Annotated in this window: 16 protein-coding genes and 1 pseudogene; 1 reads left to right on the forward strand and 16 read right to left on the reverse strand. The window is 62.5% G+C overall.

Annotated elements, in window-relative coordinates; all coding sequences use genetic code 11:
• Positions 1-105: 105 nt before the first annotated feature.
• The 10 genes from H8A92_RS04680 to H8A92_RS04725 form a co-directional block, all read right to left on the reverse strand.
• Complete coding sequence (locus tag H8A92_RS04680; protein WP_229194687.1) at positions 106-891, reverse strand: ABC transporter permease; 786 nt, start codon at positions 889-891, stop codon at positions 106-108.
• A 4-nt stretch (positions 892-895) separates the two neighbouring features.
• Positions 896-1693 (reverse strand): ABC transporter ATP-binding protein, encoded by a 798-nt coding sequence (locus tag H8A92_RS04685; protein WP_229194688.1) that lies wholly within the window; start codon positions 1691-1693, stop codon positions 896-898.
• 14 nt (positions 1694-1707) lie between these two features.
• Positions 1708-2622, reverse strand: a complete 915-nt coding sequence (locus tag H8A92_RS04690; protein WP_229194689.1) for an ABC transporter substrate-binding protein — start codon at positions 2620-2622, stop codon at positions 1708-1710.
• Positions 2623-2690: 68 nt separating this feature from the next.
• Entirely contained in the window at positions 2691-4130 is a 1440-nt protein-coding gene (gene atzF, locus H8A92_RS04695) for an allophanate hydrolase (protein WP_229194690.1), read from the reverse strand.
• On the reverse strand, positions 4127-5566 hold the full coding sequence (locus tag H8A92_RS04700; RefSeq protein ID WP_229194691.1) for an amidase: 1440 nt from the start codon (positions 5564-5566) through the stop codon (positions 4127-4129). The genes atzF and H8A92_RS04700 overlap by 4 nt, the downstream gene beginning before the upstream one ends.
• Positions 5567-5994: 428 nt before the next feature.
• A complete protein-coding gene (locus H8A92_RS04705; RefSeq protein ID WP_229194692.1) occupies positions 5995-6816 on the reverse strand; it encodes a CmcJ/NvfI family oxidoreductase in 822 nt (273 codons plus the stop codon).
• Between the two features lie 154 nt (positions 6817-6970).
• The gene (locus H8A92_RS04710; protein WP_229194693.1) at positions 6971-7294 is read right to left on the reverse strand and encodes a hypothetical protein; all 324 of its coding nucleotides are present in this window, start codon (positions 7292-7294) and stop codon (positions 6971-6973) included.
• Positions 7295-7310: 16 nt separating this feature from the next.
• Complete coding sequence (locus H8A92_RS04715; protein WP_229194694.1) at positions 7311-7541, reverse strand: hypothetical protein; 231 nt, start codon at positions 7539-7541, stop codon at positions 7311-7313.
• 89 nt (positions 7542-7630) lie between these two features.
• Complete coding sequence (locus H8A92_RS04720; RefSeq protein WP_229194695.1) at positions 7631-8413, reverse strand: class II aldolase/adducin family protein; 783 nt, start codon at positions 8411-8413, stop codon at positions 7631-7633.
• A gap of 17 nt (positions 8414-8430) precedes the next feature.
• Positions 8431-9423: an NAD(P)-dependent oxidoreductase gene (locus H8A92_RS04725; protein ID WP_229194696.1), complete on the reverse strand. Its 993-nt coding sequence runs from the start codon at positions 9421-9423 to the stop codon at positions 8431-8433.
• 411 nt (positions 9424-9834) lie between these two features.
• Here H8A92_RS04725 and H8A92_RS04730 point away from each other — a divergent pair, with 411 nt between their 5' ends.
• The gene (locus tag H8A92_RS04730) at positions 9835-10140 is read left to right on the forward strand and encodes a hypothetical protein (protein ID WP_229194697.1); all 306 of its coding nucleotides are present in this window, start codon (positions 9835-9837) and stop codon (positions 10138-10140) included.
• A 60-nt stretch (positions 10141-10200) separates the two neighbouring features.
• On the opposite strand, the gene H8A92_RS04735 is transcribed toward H8A92_RS04730, so the two are convergent.
• The 6 genes and pseudogenes from H8A92_RS04735 to H8A92_RS04760 form a co-directional block, all read right to left on the reverse strand.
• Positions 10201-10824, reverse strand: a complete 624-nt coding sequence (locus H8A92_RS04735; RefSeq protein ID WP_229194698.1) for a helix-turn-helix domain-containing protein — start codon at positions 10822-10824, stop codon at positions 10201-10203.
• Between the two features lie 771 nt (positions 10825-11595).
• Positions 11596-12699 (reverse strand): ABC transporter substrate-binding protein, encoded by a 1104-nt coding sequence (locus tag H8A92_RS04740; protein WP_229194699.1) that lies wholly within the window; start codon positions 12697-12699, stop codon positions 11596-11598.
• A gap of 239 nt (positions 12700-12938) precedes the next feature.
• A complete protein-coding gene (locus tag H8A92_RS04745; RefSeq protein ID WP_229194700.1) occupies positions 12939-13718 on the reverse strand; it encodes an ABC transporter permease in 780 nt (259 codons plus the stop codon).
• A complete protein-coding gene (locus tag H8A92_RS04750) occupies positions 13705-14562 on the reverse strand; it encodes an ABC transporter permease (protein ID WP_229194701.1) in 858 nt (285 codons plus the stop codon). The genes H8A92_RS04745 and H8A92_RS04750 overlap by 14 nt, the downstream gene beginning before the upstream one ends.
• A pseudogene (locus H8A92_RS04755) lies at positions 14559-15401 on the reverse strand (ABC transporter ATP-binding protein). The gene H8A92_RS04750 and the pseudogene H8A92_RS04755 overlap by 4 nt, the downstream one beginning before the upstream one ends.
• Positions 15398-16480: an ABC transporter substrate-binding protein gene (locus H8A92_RS04760; RefSeq protein ID WP_229194702.1), complete on the reverse strand. Its 1083-nt coding sequence runs from the start codon at positions 16478-16480 to the stop codon at positions 15398-15400. Before H8A92_RS04760 ends, H8A92_RS04755 begins: the two are co-directional and overlap by 4 nt.
• Between the last annotated feature and the right edge of the window lie 10 nt (positions 16481-16490).

The raw sequence follows: 16490 nt of genomic DNA on the forward strand, positions 1-16490 counted from the left end.
GTCGACTCTCCTTGTTGCCACGGCTTGTAGGCCGGGCTGTCGCCCCTGGCGCGCAATAAATTGCTTCCGCAATGTCATGACCAGGCGGCCAGAGGCTCGCTCAATCTACGGGCCCTTCTGTCCGGCCTGCTCGGCACCGTACCAGGGCAGCAACCTGCGGACCGCGTGTTCAAACAGGAGATCAGCCGCAAATCCCATCGCACCGAGCGCGATCAGCCCGACGAACATCTGATCGACCCGAAATACCTGTTGCGACATCTGGATCAGATAGCCGACCCCGAACGCCGCTCCGGCCAGTTCCGCCGCCACCAGCACGACCAGCGCAACCGACAGGCTGACGCGAAGCCCGGCGATGATGAACGGCAGCGCGCCGGGTATGACGACGTAGGCGAAGTTGCGCCAGCCGCGTGCGCCGAGACTCGCCGCCGCCCGTCCGAGCAGCGGGCTCACGTCGCGCACGCCGATATAGGTATTGACCCAAACCGGGAAGAAGACGCCCCAGGCGATCAGAACAATCTTGGACATTTCACCGATTCCGAACCAGAAGATCGCAAGCGGAACGAAGGCAAGCGACGGAACGGCGCGAAACATCTGCACGAGGGGATTGATTGTACCGTGAAGCAGCGGCAATCGTGCCATTGCGACGCCAAGTATCACACCAAGCGCCGATCCGCCGAGGAAACCGATCGCGGCCCGCACCAGGCTCGCGCCGAGATGCCTGGGCAATTCGCCCGTCAGAATCAACTCCCATGCGGACTGTACGATCGTGCTCGGCGCCGGCAGCATCACGTTGTTGACGAAACCGCTCCGGCTGAGCGCCTCCCACGCGCCGAAAAATGCAAGCGTACCGATCATACCGGCGACGCTGTGGCGACTGACGCCGAACGCCATGCTCCTACTCCGCCGTTTCCAGGCCGATCGCCCGTGCCACGTGCTCGTAAATTTCATTGAAGCGCGGCGCCGTACGACGGCGTGGACGCGGCAGATCGATCCTGATGTCCTCCACGATCCGTCCCGGGTTCGGCGCCATCACGATCAGCCGGCTCGCAAGCACGAGCGCTTCGGTGATGTTGTGGGTCACGAACAGGATGGTTGGCCGCTCCTGCCGGTGAATCTCAACCAGCTTGGCTTGCAGGGAGCTGCGCGTCATCGCGTCGAGCGCCGCGAATGGCTCGTCCATCAGCAGGAGCGACGGACGGGTCGCAAGCGCGCGCGCGATGGCGATGCGCTGCTTCATTCCGCCGGACAGTTCGAAAGGATACTTCGCACCTTCATCGGGCAGGCCGACGAGCCCGAGCAGATCGTGCGCAATTGTCGCTCGTTCGCGGGCGGCGCGCCCCGCCATCCGGAGCCCGAACTCGACATTGGCCTGCGCGGTCAGCCATGGGAACAGGGAGTAGTCCTGAAACACGACGCCGCGCTCGGAACTCGGTCCGTCGACCGCATGGCCGCCAACGCGCACGTCGCCGTGCGCGGGCACGACAAAGCCGGCCAAGATGTTGAGGAGCGTGGTCTTGCCGCAACCGCTCGGCCCGAGAACGCAAACGAATTCACCACGATCGATCGTAAGCGAGATGCTGCCCAGCGCGGCGGTACGGCCGCGGCCGAAATCATAGACATGACCCAGCTCGATGCACGTGATCAGTGGCTCGCCGACGGCGATCGGCGACGCAATCTCCACCCTTGCATTCATTGCGGTCGACCACCCTATTCCCGGCCTGCCCGATCCAGCACGGATGTCACCACCACCGTATTGAAGTCCGGAATTTTGGCATCGGGCCGGACCAGCTTATTGTCGACGGCCCACTTCGCCTGCTCCTCCATCAGGGACACCAGCGACGGCTTGTCGAGCTCGAGCTTGAAATTTGCCCGCTTCCAGAACGCCTTTGCGATCGCGGGATCGAGCTTGATGCGCTCGGCGGTCAGCGTGGCCGCGGCATCTGGGTCCTTCCTGATATTGTCGTCCGCCTCGAGCAACGCTTTTACTGCCTTGACCAGCAGGTCCGGCTTGCTGTCAATTGTCGATTGCAACGTGATGATCGTTGAATACGTGTAGTAGAGACGTTCCGAGCGAATGATGTGGAATCTGTCTGCACCTTGCGCGATCGCTTGCGACAAGTGTGGCTCCGTCCAGATGAACCCATCGATCGCACCGCCTGCCAGGCTGCTGACGAAATCGCCCGGGTTGAGGCTGACCGCCGTGATATCCGACCACGCCAGACCTTCCTGCCTGAGCAGCTTGGACAGGTAGTAATGCGCGTTCGTCCCCTGCGAATAGCCGATACGCCGACCCTTGATGTCCTTGGTGGTCTTGATGTCCTTGATGGCGACGAGATCGAAAGGTTCATGCCGGTTCAACGTGCCGATAATGCGCACAGGCAGCCCGTTCAGGGTGGCGAACACCACGGGTGTTTCCGCCGCGGTGCCGATCACGACGCCGCCGCCGACCAGCGCGTCCAGCACCAGGCGGCCACTGGCAAACGTCGAGACCTTCGGCGCCAATCCCTGCTTCTGCCAGGTCTTGTCATGATCGGCGACGAAGAATTGGCCCCAGCCGAGCGCAATCCCTTCACCAATCGTGATGTCCTGAGCGCGCGAAGGCGCACTCGCCAGCGACAGCACGGCAGCAAGCGCGACTGCCGCGGCTCGTGCGAACCTGCTGGATCCGGCAAATAAGGCGGCAATTGACGTCACGATATGGTCTCCTTGTCTCGGCGGGCATGAACCGGACTCGCGGCCGGGCGCACGTGGCGTGCACCGAGCGGCAGGCCGACGTCGTGAAATCGCTGCGCCAAGGCAGCCGCATGATGATCCGCGAAAGCCGGGGCGATCACCGTGATACCTTGTGGCAAGCCGTTGGGCAGAAACCCGGAGGGAACGGCGACCGCCGAAAGATCGGCCAGATTGACGAAGTTCGTATACGTCCCGAGCCGCGCGTTGAGCGTGATGGGATCGGCCGCGACCTCATCGATGCGGTAGATTGTGCCGGTGGTCGGCACGACGAGGACGTCGATCGCGCTCCAGAGCATCTCAATCCGACGCTTCAGAATGTTCAGCCGCTGCTGCGCCGCGAAGACCTCGCCGCCGGAAATATCACGCCCTCCAAGCAGGATGTCGCGGGTGACCGGAAACAGGGCTTCGGGCCGGTTATCGACGAACTGGCGCAGAGCGCCGTAGCGATCCGCCAGCCACGCCCCTTTGAACAGGAGATCGTTGATCTCCGCGAATGGGGCGTAATCGACCTCGACCTTGCTGCCGCCGAGGTTTTCCAGCCGCCCGACGGCCTTGCTGAACAGCGCAGCCGCATCTGCATTGCCGAAGAAGTCCAGCCATTGCGGAGCGGGAACGCCGAAGCGGAATTCGGCCGATAACGGACGATTTGCCGCGGGCGACCCGGTCCGCGAGAACGGATCCGCCTCGTCGTACCCTTGCGCGACATCAAATGCCGCCTGTGCATCCCCGACCGTCAACGCGAAGATCGAGAGCGTCTCGATCGAACGGCAGGCCGCGACCGATCCGACACCACTGATCAATCCACGAGTCGGCTTCAGTCCCACGACATTGTTAAAGGCCGCCGGCACCCGTCCCGATCCGCCGGTATCGGTCGCGAGCGCAAAGCTGACCAGTCCTGCCGAGACTGAGACCGCCGCGCCCGAGCTGGATCCGCCGGGAATATAGGCGGGATCGAACGGATTGCGCGCAACGCCATAGGGCGAGCGGACCCCGACCAGCCCGGTCGCGAACTGGTCCATATTGGTCTTTCCAATCAGGATGGCTCCCGCCGCCAGCAGCCGTTCGACAGCCGGATTATTCTTCGCGGGCTGGTAGGAAAATCCCGGACAGGCTGACGTGGTCGGCAGGCCGACCGTGTCGATGCAGTCCTTGACGCTGAACGGAATGCCCCAGAGCGGCAGCGCGTCCCGCTCGCGCCTCGACAACGACTCAAGATGCACGGCTCGCGCGAGCGCATCCTCGCGCGCCACGACACTGATCCAGACGCCGTCCGCGCCGCGGCGGGCGATCTCGCCCAAGATGTGCTCGACCACGGTCGACGGGGTGAACGCGCCGCTGGCATAGGCGATCGCCAGTTGCGGCAGTTCGAGGTCGGGGCTCTGGGGTTGCTTGGTCATGACGGATCCAGTGGACGCGGGAATGGCGTTGCCTGCTCGAAGGCGCGTGCTGCGCGCAGGACGGTCGTATCCGCGAACTTCGCTCCGATGATCTGCAGGCCCACCGGCAATCCCGCGTCGGTAAGACCCGCCGGCACCGAGGCCGCTGGCTGCTGCGTCAGATTGAACGGATAGGTGAAGGGGGAGCGAATCGGCCGAACCACAAGATCGGCCTCGGACGCATCGATCGCTGAAGCGGCATACGCCGTGGTCGGTGTGAGCAGAAGGTCCCAATCCTGATGGAAACGATTGAAATGTCGACCGAGCGCTTCGCGGCGATCGACTGCCTGCAGGTAGGTGACGGCATCGATCGCTCGCCCCTTCTCAGCAACCGCCTGCAAGCCCTGCTCGACCAAAGCGCGACGGGCCGGATCGAACGAGGCCAGGAGCTTGGCTGCGCCCGCGAACCAGAAGGTCTGGAAGAGATCGATGGGATCTTCGATACCCGGATCGACCTGTTCGACGATCGCCCCGAGCCCGGCAAGCGTGTTGGCGGCCTCGGTGACGATCTTCTCAACCTGCGGGTCGATCTGTGCGTAGCCGAGCTTCGGACTGAATGCGATGCGCAGGCCTCGAACACCTTGATCCAGCCCCGCTTGCCAAGATATCTCGGACGGCGGCAGAGCGGTCCAGTCGCGTAGGTCGGGCCGTCCAATGATATCGAGCAGCAAGGCCGCGTCACGCACGGAACGCGTCATCGGCGTGACGTGGAAAAGCGCACCGTTCTGCGACGGCGGATAGACGGGAACGCGACCAAAGGTCGGCTTGAACCCGAACACGCCGCTGTGCGCCGCCGGAAGCCGGGTCGAACCGCCGCCATCCGTCGCGACATGCAACGGCCCAAAACCCAGCGCCGCGCCGGCCGCGGATCCGCCGCTACTGCCACCCGGCGTGTGTGCGGTGTTCCACGGATTGCGCGTGACGCCGGTCAACGGACTGTCGCCGAGCCCCTTCCAACCGAATTCTGATGTTGTCGTCTTGCCGAGCAGCACCGCGCCCTGCTCCCGCAAGCGGGCCGTGGCGGGGGAATCCTCGTTCCAGTTTTGCGCGGGATCGATCGCCCGGCTGCCCCGCAGTGTCGGCCAGCCCTTGGCGAGAATGAGGTCCTTGAGGGCGACCGGCACGCCGTCGACCGGACCGAGCGGCTCGCGACGCCGCCAACGGACTTCGGACTCGCGCGCCGATACGCGCGCGGCGTCGGCATCCAGCAACGCGAAAGCGTTGACATGGCGGTCGAGACGCCCGATGCGATCGAGGACAGCTTGTGTCGCTTCAACCGGTGAGAGCGTTCCTGCCCGATAATGTTCGATCAGGTCGGTTGCGGAAAGAAGGGCGATGTCATCCGACCCGCGCAGCCGCGAAGCCGGATCCCGCAACGGAGCATTCTGAGCCGACATGCGCGCTACCTCATTCCTCGATCAGGGCAAATCACTTGCCGGATGAATGATGGCTAGGCGCTCGTGCTCGCGCGCATCAGCAATTAATTGCGGAACTGTGAGCGGCGCTACAAGATTGCAAGATCTGACACGCCGACCAATACTACGTCGGAATGAAACTCTCCGAATCGCAAATCGTGCAACGAAGTCCACCTAGCCAAGGCGACGCCGAGCTACTGCCGTGCCTCCCGTCCGGGGTCGGGCTCTTCTCGAAAATCGAAAGTTGTGAACCTGCCTCAGAGACGCTCATCTGCGCAGAGCTCCGCCTTTCGGACGTCACGACGCCCGGAGGCTACGACGCACCAGTGATCGAACGGCTTTCGGCGACGCGCGCGCGAGCCCTACCTTTGATGGCAGCGCCGGCTTCCTGGCGCCGCTGAGATGTCTCTTCACGCCGCAGGCGGGAAGAACACCAGTGCGCGGACCTCGATGCTTTCGCGCGGCGGCGCGCCCGGTGCGAGCGGATTTTCGAACGAGGTATGAAACGACAGCCGCGCACGACCGTCGTTAGCGCTGTCATGTATCCGGATCAACAGCGCCTCGTCGGCCTGCATTTCGGAGAAATAGTACCAGCGATGCGTCGGCTTGTACTCCACCCTGGACGTTTCCCCGCGAACGTGGGCGTAGACCAGATCACTGGGGATCAGATCATCGTCGGTAAACGAGCGCGCGTCACACAGCGCGAGCGGGGAGTCCAGCACCGGGCCGCGTACCGGTCGCCACACATTGACGATGCCAAACCGATGCTTCAGCAGTTCGTCCGCCTCGGCGCCCAGGTGGTCGCGGACGCGCCGCGGGGCAGAGTTGACCGTGTGATCGTTGTGCACCTGCCGCGAAGGCGGAGCGAGGCCGGGAACGCTGGCATTGCGCACATTGTGGTCGAAGATGAACACGCGGCTTGCGCCGACGGCACTGCGCAGCAGCTGCTCGACCTCCGGGTAGTAAACCCGCTTGATCTCTTCCGGATCGTAGAAACTGGCGACGGCCGTCGGCGCCTTGACCAGGGCGAAGCCATTGCGGTCCAGCGAGAACTCTGACTCGCGTCCGCGCGCATCCTCGATCGATACCTCGTGCTCATCGTCGATCCCGTTCCATTGCGGTACGCCGGGCGGCGGCTCGATTCGATAGAAGGTCGGCTTTTCCGCGCCACGCTTGAGGTAATGAAGCTTCGCGGTGAGATTGCGGGGAGAGATGGGTCCGTCGAGCGCCATGGTTGCTGCTACTCCACGTTGGCGCGCGGAAAACGCCGCGGCTATTTTGTTGCAACGATATTATCGCTTTGGCGCGCGAACGTCAGCGCTGCGAATCACCAAAGATTCCGCGACCGCGCATGTCACGCTCCAGAACCGAACGTGAAGATGGAAATTACTTCTCTTCGGCGATCGAGCGGGACTGGAGAGGCGCTGTGCAATCCAGCGCATCCGATCCGAGATAAGCCACCAGCACGCCGGACGCTTCGCCGGCGAATTCCGCGGCACGCTCTCGAAAAGCCGCCGCCTCCTGATCGGTTGCGGCACGCAGATGCGTATCGATGCTTTCCGCACCGAGCCGCTTCGAACAAAAGCCATCGAGTGCGCGGGTGAACCAGGACGCCCGGGTTAACCCTTCTGCATCGTCACGGTTTCCCGCTTCGAAGGCAAACCTCCGGGATTCGGCCGTCTCGACGATGTACACGCTGCTGGCGATCATAGCCGTAGATGAACCGTTAGCTGGATGGGGACTGGAGCGTTCCGGATGGGTCATTCAGTACAATGCCGAGCCTGGCTGCTGTTGTGGCGGTCGAGGTGACGCTGCGATTGAGACTTCGTGCGATCTTCTCGACGGGCGTGTTCGTCTTCGCCAGGCCTCTGAGCTTGTACTTCTCCGCAGCTGTCCACGGACGACCACTGGCCGGCCCGGATTCCTTGTTGGCGGCTGCGTCCTGTCGCGGGCTCACACGTCCCTCCCCTTGGCCTCACCTCTCCCACCGATCGACGCCCGCGATCGGCTGGCCGCGGGCGCCACCAATACATGATCGGTTGTCAGCTAGTTGAACAGGTCCGGCTCGGCCTCGCTGATCCAGTCCCAGAGCGGCTGGAAGCTGAAATAGCCACCTTTGTGCGTACCGACCTGACTTGCGGTCAGCTTCGCCACGTCATGCGGGATCGGCTTCGGCGTACCGGCGGCCTCCGCGAGCAACTGCGCGCGAGCTGCGTTGTCCATCGCGATGTACCACCAGGCGGTCGCCTCGATCGTCGGTCCGACCGTCAACAGCCCATGGTTCTGCAGGATTGCGGCTTTCTTCGATCCCAGCGCCTCCGCGATTTTCCTGCCCTCCTCCGCCTCCAGCACGACGCCAGAGAACGGATCGAACAGCGCGTGGTCCTCATAGAAGGCACACGAATCCTGGGTAAGCGGATCGAGCAGGCGGCCGAGCGCGGACCAGGCCTTGCCGTAGGTCGAATGCGTATGGGCGGCGGCAATGACATCCGGATGCGCCGCGTGAATCGCAGAGTGGATCACGAACCCGGCCTGGTTGATCGGCTTGTCGCCGATCAGGATGTTGCCGGCATGATCAACCAGTTGGAGGTCCGAGACCTTGATCTGACCAAAATGCTTCGACAGCGGATTGATCCAGAAGCGGTCCGGAAACTCGGGGTCACGGACGGTGACGTGGCCGGCGAGGCCCTGATCGAACCCGTAGCGGGAAAACAGCCGGAACGTTGCCGCGAGACGCTGCTTGCGGTGCAGCCTCTCTTCTTCGAATGAAGCTGCGGGCGTGCGTTCGACGAGGGAATACTTCTTCGGCTTTTCAACGATCTGGTTCATTCTCGAGGCTCCTTGCTTCAGTATCCGAGCTTCTTGTCAAAGACATCGGCCAGCGGCGCGCCGTGCGCGTAGGCGTCGAGGTTGACCAACGTCTTGTCAGCCAGTCGCTTGACGTCGTCTGCGCCGGTCCAGGACACGTGCGGCGTCAGAACGATCTTCGGATGACGGTAGATCGGATCGCCCTCGGGCGGCGGCTCAGGATCCGTGACGTCGAGCGTGGCGCCCGCCAGCTGGCCGTTGTCGAGCGCGCGTAGCAGAGCCTCCTGATCGACGATTCGGCCACGCGCCACGTTGATCAGGTGCAGCGACTTTTTCGCGCGCGTCAGGACCTCGGCGTTGATCAAATGCACTGTCTCCGGCGTCGCCGGCAGTGCAATCACCAGATGGTCGGAGGCCGCAACCAGCGCCTCGATACTGTCGACCGGGAGGATGCCCGGAACGGCATATTGCCACGGTGAGCGCCGCAGCACCCTGATCTGCACACCGAACGGCTTCAAACGCTCGGCGACAGCATGGCCGATCGCACCGAATCCCGCGATCCCCACCGTCTTGCCGGCAAGCGAACCGAGCGAAGAGATCTTCCACTCTGCGCGATTGCGTGGACGCACGTCATGGAGCCGTTTGGCAAAGCCCAGAATCGCAGCCAGGACATATTCCGCAATCGCGTCCGCTGAGATGCCGCGTCCAACCGTAACGACTGGGCCATCGAGCAGCCATTCCGGAAAGAAGTCGACCCCTGTCGACGCGGTCTGGATCCAGCGCAGGCCGTACGGCCATCCCTTCGGTTTGTCCGCCGGCGCCTTGCTCCAACCTGCGGCTGGCCGAGTCAGCAACACGTCGGCTTCCGGTGCGATGTCCCACGCCGGCCTCTCCGGCGGATGATCAACGATCAGCGGGCGGGACCAGTGATCGCTCAATGCCGCGCCAACTTCGGCTCCAAGCTGGTTGACGATGATCGGCGATCGCACGCTCGCTGAGGTGCGCGCGCTGACGATGCGAGGCGTGTTCATTGCATGCACTCATGATCTCAAGACCGAGAGATGCTAGGCGCTTGCCGCAAGATAGTCTTTTCAAAGATGTCTGAGGCTCTGCAACAACAGGATGACGCCCCGAGACCGGGCAAACGAAATCGCCTCTCTGAGTTCGGCTCGCGGCGAATCGACGGCCCTCTCTGAAGGATCGAGGTCAAGGCGTGGACGGCTTCAACGACCTGACGCCGTACCGCTCAGCCGATGCACCTCCAATTTAAAGGATGAATATCCGTAATATTGGATATCTGGTCACTGCATCTCGCTTCGCCTCCATTTTCCCGGAGGAAAGCAAACGAGACGAAACTTTCCCTATTCGCCGATATCGCACTGCACTCTATCTATCGTGATGACGGAATTGAGTACGCTATGCTCTGACCCTGGAGAACGATGATGAACACCGCGATGCAGATGATGCCCATGCCGATAATGATGGGCGGGATGATGAACCCTGCGATGGCCGGCGGCATGATGCCGATGATGAACATGCCCATGATGGGCATGCCGATGATGGCCTGCCAGATGAAGTGCACCATGACCCCCACCGGTATGACCTGCGAGATGATGCCGATGGATCCGGCCATGAAGGACATGTTCATGAAGTGCTGCGAGAGCATGATGAACATGATGCAAATGGGCATGCCCATGATGATGGGCTGCGGCGGCATGATGATGACGTGCATGCCGATGAAGGCCTGAGGCCTCAACCGGCTTGCGCTGCGTTTGCCAAAGGGCCGGCACTGCCGGCCCTTTTTCGTTTCAGGTCGCATCCTCGGCATAGGTCATGACGAGATAGAGCACTGCCTCGCTGGCCACGAGGTTCTTGTAGACATGCGGTACATCGGCTTCGAAGACGATCGCATCGCCTTCCGTCAATGTCTGCGGCTTATCGGAACCGGCCGCGATCTCAACGACCCCCTTCGCCACAAACAGGTTCTCGCGCGTGCCGGGCGCGTGTGCTTCGGCGCTCTCGCGATGCAGCGGACCGATTCTAATTTCGTAGAACTCGACCTGATGATCGCCATCGAACGGAAATAGCGCGCGAGACGTGAACTGTCCCTGGCTCGATGACAGCAGCTTGGCATCGCTGCGCCGAAGCACGACCGGGCCTCGCGCGACGTCCGCCTGTAGCAGATTGGCGAACGGAACATGCAGTGCGTTCGCAACCTTCCACAACAATGCGATGGTCGGAATGCTCTTTCCGGTCTCGATCTGTCCAAGCATCGCCCGGCTGACGCCGGACTGCTTGGCCAACCGCTCCAGCGAGTGACCGCGGCTGGTCCGCAACCGGCGCAGATTGCGCCCGAGAACCGCAGGGAGATCCTGGTCCGTACCGGATGACGGGGTGGTACTTGATGACGAAGCGACGTTGCCGTCGCTCATAAGGCATCCCATTGCACGACGGGTGTTGCGGAGACTGCCACCGGGACCCAGACCCAGGCTGGCCAGACCCAGAACAGTTGCATCGCACCAAAGAAGGGTCCAAAAGTGGTGCTCTGCCGGGGCCCAGCGGATATCGTCGTCCGCTGACGGTGACGCATCGATCGATACGCGTCGAGATCAATAATCCGCGCTGAGTTCGAGATTTCTGTCACCTGCCCGGTCCGCGTTCGATTGCCTTGTTCGACATCGTAGTCGGACCTTGGCTTCCGACAAGCGGTCGTCAAACAAAACAACGCACGCCCTGTAAAGTCCCGACGCGTAGCAAAGGCTTCTCGCGACCGTCCTTCCGGGAGCAGCCCGCTGCTCTCGCTCAAGCGGCTTCGCGACCGTCGCGGATGACGGATGCACCTTCGCGGGCCGCCGGCCTGGTCGATCTTTCCATTCGATCCCGCCGTCGGATGCCGTGCTGCTCCGGGCTTGCGTCGCACGCACTGGAAGACGGCATCTCACGTCAGGAATTGATTTCTCCGTCAAAGAAAAATTGGAGAACAACGATCTCCCCAGGCATCATTGAACGAATTTTCTGGATGCCCGCGATTTGCCCAATCCATTGGACCAATTGCAGCATGTCCTGACGTGTGTCCAAAAGGATCAAGTGTGGCCAAAAGAATCTGCAAAGCGCCACGTGCCGCTTGGACAAACGGAAACCAAGAAGATCACAGAATGAACACAACGCTTCTAAGTGCCGGCGCGGCTCCTCCGGGAAATTGGCTAGACGTCAATATCGACGACGACGCGATTGGCAAGCTTGGCCGGGTCCGTATTGGGTTTGATGATCGTGGCACGTTTCAGATCGCTCGTGATCTTCACGACTTCGCGACGCAGGTCGGCGCCTGCCGGATGATGTCCGTGCGTGTGGCTGCGCAGCATCGTCGCAAGATCGGCGACCGCTACCTTCGGGGTGTATTTGGAGAATATCTCGGCAGCGTCATCGGGATTTTCGGCGACATGATGCGCCGCGTCGCGAACAGCGACGGTCAGCGCCTTTACCGCCGCAGGATCTGACGCCCAGAGCGAACTCCGCACGCCGAGCGTACAGCATGACAGGTTGGCATATTCCCCGCTGAGATTTGATGCGATCTCGACCAGATCGCCATTGGCGCGCCGCTCGGTCAGCCAGGCATTCGGATCGGAGTCCGCAATTGCCTGGATCTCACCGCGCTGCAAAGCCGTGAGCTGCAGGTCGGCAGGAAATTCGCGCCACTGTACGTCGGTCTGCGGATCGAGCCCGTTGTCCGACAGCAGGATGGCAAAGAAGTTGCGCGGAGGCCCGGAAATGCTGGAGACGCCGATCGTCTTGCCCTTGAGATCGGTGATATCCTTGTAGCCGGACTCCTTGCGCACGAATAGCCGGGTGCAACCGCCATGCAGGCCGGTGGTCAGCTTGACGTCGATGCCCTGTTCCAATGGCTTCAGCCAGTTGAGCAGCATGCTCGAGCCGGCATCCGCCTTGTCGGTTGCCAGCGACTGCAACATCTGGTCGGTGCTCCCTGCAAGCTGCAGGAATTCCACATCCAGATTGTGACGTGCGAAATAGCCCCGGTGCAAGGCCACGGGTACCGCCGCCGTGCAGATGCCCGTGCCGTTATAGGCAAAGCGGATGTGACGAGCCGGTCCCTTAGGCGCCTCCTCCGAACCGCCGACACGGCAGATCGGCGCCTCACCCAAGAGATCAGCAGCCGCATTCAGGCCAAACGCCGGAAACGCACGCGCGGCCTGCATGGCGGCCAACGGCGCGGCAAGACCTGCCAAACCAGCCAGCCCGAGAAGACTGCGCCGCGACGGTGAGAAAGATTCGCGCTGGTATTTCGTCATGGAGCGCCTTCCAATCTGTAATATTCATCGCACGCTCCGGACCAGCGTAGCGGGGGACGGAGCAACCGCCGTGCTCGATAAACACTCGCTACGGCGCGCGATCTGCCGTTCAAAATGCTAGGTCTAGCGACCGGTTGCGTCGATCGCAAAGTTGACGGCAAAGATAGAGAGTCCTTGTCGCGGTGCGACGCGCGGCGGAATAGCTCTCCTGAAGCGCGGCAGATGAGGCTTTCCCTCGATCAGACCCGCGCTGACGCAGCGCCCCACGGTATCAACCAGCGCTCCAGCCAACTCGCGCCGCGATCGACCAGGAAGCCGACCGAGCCGACAACGAGAATACCAAGCATCACGAGATCCATATCGAAGCGTTCGCGACCGGAAATGATGAGCCCACCGATACCGGGACCGGCAGCCATGAAGTATTCGGCACCGATCGTCGCGAGCCACGCATAGATCAGCGCCAGATGCAGTCCGGTCAGCAGCGACGGTAGCGCCGCTGGAAGGTAGAGGTGAAGAATGAATTGCCTGCGGCTGAAACGGAACACCTCGCCCACCTCGATCAGCTTGCGGGATGTGGCGCGAACACCTTCGACCAGGTTGAGAATGACGGGAATCGCTGCCGCTAGTCCGATGAAGGCGATCTTGGCCATCTCATCGAACCCGAACCAGAGCGAGATAAGGGGGATCCACGCCAAGAGCGCGATCTGCTTGATTCCGTTGAACCAAGTCATGACGACGCGGTCCGCGATTGTGGAGAGGCCAAGCAACAGCCCGAGCAACACTCCAATGCTCGAACCGAGCGCAAATCCGAGGAGATCGCGGCGCAGGCTGGCGGCAAGCGCCTCAACGAGCTCACCGCTCGCCAATTCCTGCCAGGCGCTGGTGCCGACGTGCTCGAGCGGTGGCAGGAACTGGCGATTGACCAGGCCGGAATGACTGGCGATCTCCCAGCTCAGCAGCAAGCCGACCGGCAAGACCAGCCCGCGGCCGATTGATCCAAGGGCGCTATCGGACGTCATCGATCCGCCAGCGTTGCAAACGGGCTTCGATCACGGCGAGGACCTTGTCGCTGGCAAAACCGATCACGCCGATCACGATCATCGCGACCAGGACGGTATCGAGCCAGAACATCTGGCGTCCCCAGACCAGGAGATAGCCGAGCCCCTCCGACGAGGCCAGCAGTTCGACGCTGACCAGCGCGATCCAGGCGTGGGTCAGTCCGTAGCGCAGACCGGTGAAGATCGGCGGTACAGATCCCGGGAGGACGACGTGCCGCAGCATCTGCAGGGGAGTAAAGCGGAACGTTTCTCCCACCTCGACGAAAGCCTTCGGTACGTTCGCGATGCCCGCGCTGGTGTTCATGACCACCGGCACGAAGGCCGCCTTGGCGATCACGACGATCTTGAGCCCCTCCCCAATGCCGAGCAGCAGCATCGCAAGTGGAATCCAGGCCAGCGCCGGTACCTGGGCAATCGCCGTGAACAGCGGACGGACATAATCGTCCACGCGCCGCGACAGTCCCATGGCGGAGCCGGCAATCAGGCCGGCGGTCGCGCCGATCGCGAAGCCAAATGCAACACGCCGCAGGCTATAGCCCGCATGCTGGGCGAGCTCGCCGCTCGCGATCATGTCCCGCAGCGTGTGCAGCACATCCTGGGGTCGAGGCAGGATCTGCTCCGGAAGCCAGCCATGGCCGGTGCCGACGATCCAGATCGGAAGGGTTACGGCCGGCAGGATAAGCAACCAGCCGAGCTTCACCAGCCGGCGGAATGCCGCTTCGCCGATGCGAAGGGAGATTCGTCGAAGGCCCGCCAGCGCGGGAATTCGCGGTTCGAGCGTCGTACGAAGCGCTGCATCGCTCATCCCAGGCCACCGATCGGCGCGGCTTCGGGGCCATCTTCTCCGGCATCGCCGAGTGCACGCAGCACGGCGTTACGGATACGGACGAGATCATCGTCGGTTCGCGACCTCGGCCGCGGCGCAGAAGTCTCAAAAATCCGAGAAACCCGGCCGGGTCGGGGTGCGAGCACGATGACACGGTCACCGAGCAGCACCGCTTCGTCAACATCGTGGGTGACCAGGATCATCGTGATCCTCTCATGCGCCCAGATTCGCTGTAGCTCGACCTGGAGCCGCGCCCGCGTCAGCGCATCAAGTGCACCAAAGGGCTCGTCGAGCAGCAGGAGCCGCGGGCGATTGACGAGGCCACGCGCGATCGCTGCGCGCTGCGCCATGCCGCCCGAGAGCTGGTGCGGATAGGCCTGTGCGAATCCATCGAGACCGACGAGCGCGATATGCGCGGCGACGGCCTCCCGCTTGGCCCGCTCGCCAAGCGGGGCATTCTTGAGGCCGAGGGCGACATTCTGGGAAACGGTCGCCCACGGGAAAAGCCGCGGCTCCTGGAAGACGATTCCGCGATCCAGGCTGGTCCCCGCGATCACATCGCCATCCTAGCTGATGCTGCCACGAAACTCCGGCTCGAGCCCGGCAATCAGCCGCAACAGCGTCGACTTCCCGCAACCGCTCGGCCCCAGCAACACGACGAACTCACCGGCCGCGACGTCGAGCGAGACGTCCCGGAGCGCCTCGACGGGCTCGCTATTGACGACGAACGACTTGGAAACGTTACGCACTTCAAGCCGCCCGCCAACGGGCCCGGCGAGCGGGAGCGAGTTTCCGCGCGCCTGGACCGTGACGCTCATTGTCCGGCCGCCTGCGGCTTCCCGCTCGCGTCATATTCCTGCCAGTAGCCGACGAGACCCTGCTCCTTGATCGCAGCATCCAGGAATGAACGATCGAACCACCCATTGAGGTCGACGTCACGGCGAAGCAGACCGAACTCCTTCGCCTGCCTGGCCTGCACGCGGTAGCTCTCGATGATCGATGCATCGATGATCGGGGTGTTGCGATACTTCAGCTCCTGCCCGGAGAAGTCGAAGCGATATCCCGAGGCCGGGAAACCCGTTCGGGCCGATATGTCAAAGAACGCCTCCCGATTGGCTTCGTCCGAAGCCCACCGTGCCGCACGGACGATCGCCGAGACAATCTTCTGCGTGATATCGGGGTGCGCCTTGATGAAAGCCTCCTGCCCGATCAGGGTCGAATGCCGTTCATAGGCCGGATTATCGCCTTTGGTCGTGTAGATGATCTCCGCGATATTTTTCTCGGCCAGGCTCGCCAGTGGGAAGTTTCCGAACGCAGCGTCGATGTCCTTTGACGTCAGCGCCGCATTCGTGGTGGCCGTATCCATATTGATGACCTGAACGTCCCGCTCCTGGAGACCGTTGCCCGCCAACACCTTGACCGCGGCGAGATGATTGTTGGTTCCGCGAAAAATCGAGACTTTGCGGCCACGGAGATCGGCAACCTTTCGGATCGGCGAGCCGAATGGAACAGCAAGATAGATCGGCGCGTGAGCACCGGACGCGAGCAGTATCCTGGTTTTCAGGCCATTTGCACGGCCGATGATCTCCGGCAGATCGCCCTGGATTGCGAAGTCGAGCTGGTTGTTGGCGAACGCCTCATTGACCGCAGGCCCGGCTCCCTTGAAGAAATACCATTCGACTTTCACATCCGGTCGATCGCGCAATTCCTGATCGAGATAATGTTCTGAATGGGCGACCGCCGCGGATGAGCCTCCGGAGAACTGGCGATTGTCGGCGCCAACGGAGGCAAAGCCGATCCGCACCGTGAGCGCATCGGCGGCGAGCCCCGACCTCAAGCCGACCAGGAGACCGGCGCCCACAAGCAGGAGACAGAAAAGTCTGCATTTCGAAATCATCAGCACATTC

Source organism: Bradyrhizobium acaciae (genome assembly GCF_020889785.1).
Lineage (GTDB): Bacteria > Pseudomonadota > Alphaproteobacteria > Rhizobiales > Xanthobacteraceae > Bradyrhizobium > Bradyrhizobium acaciae.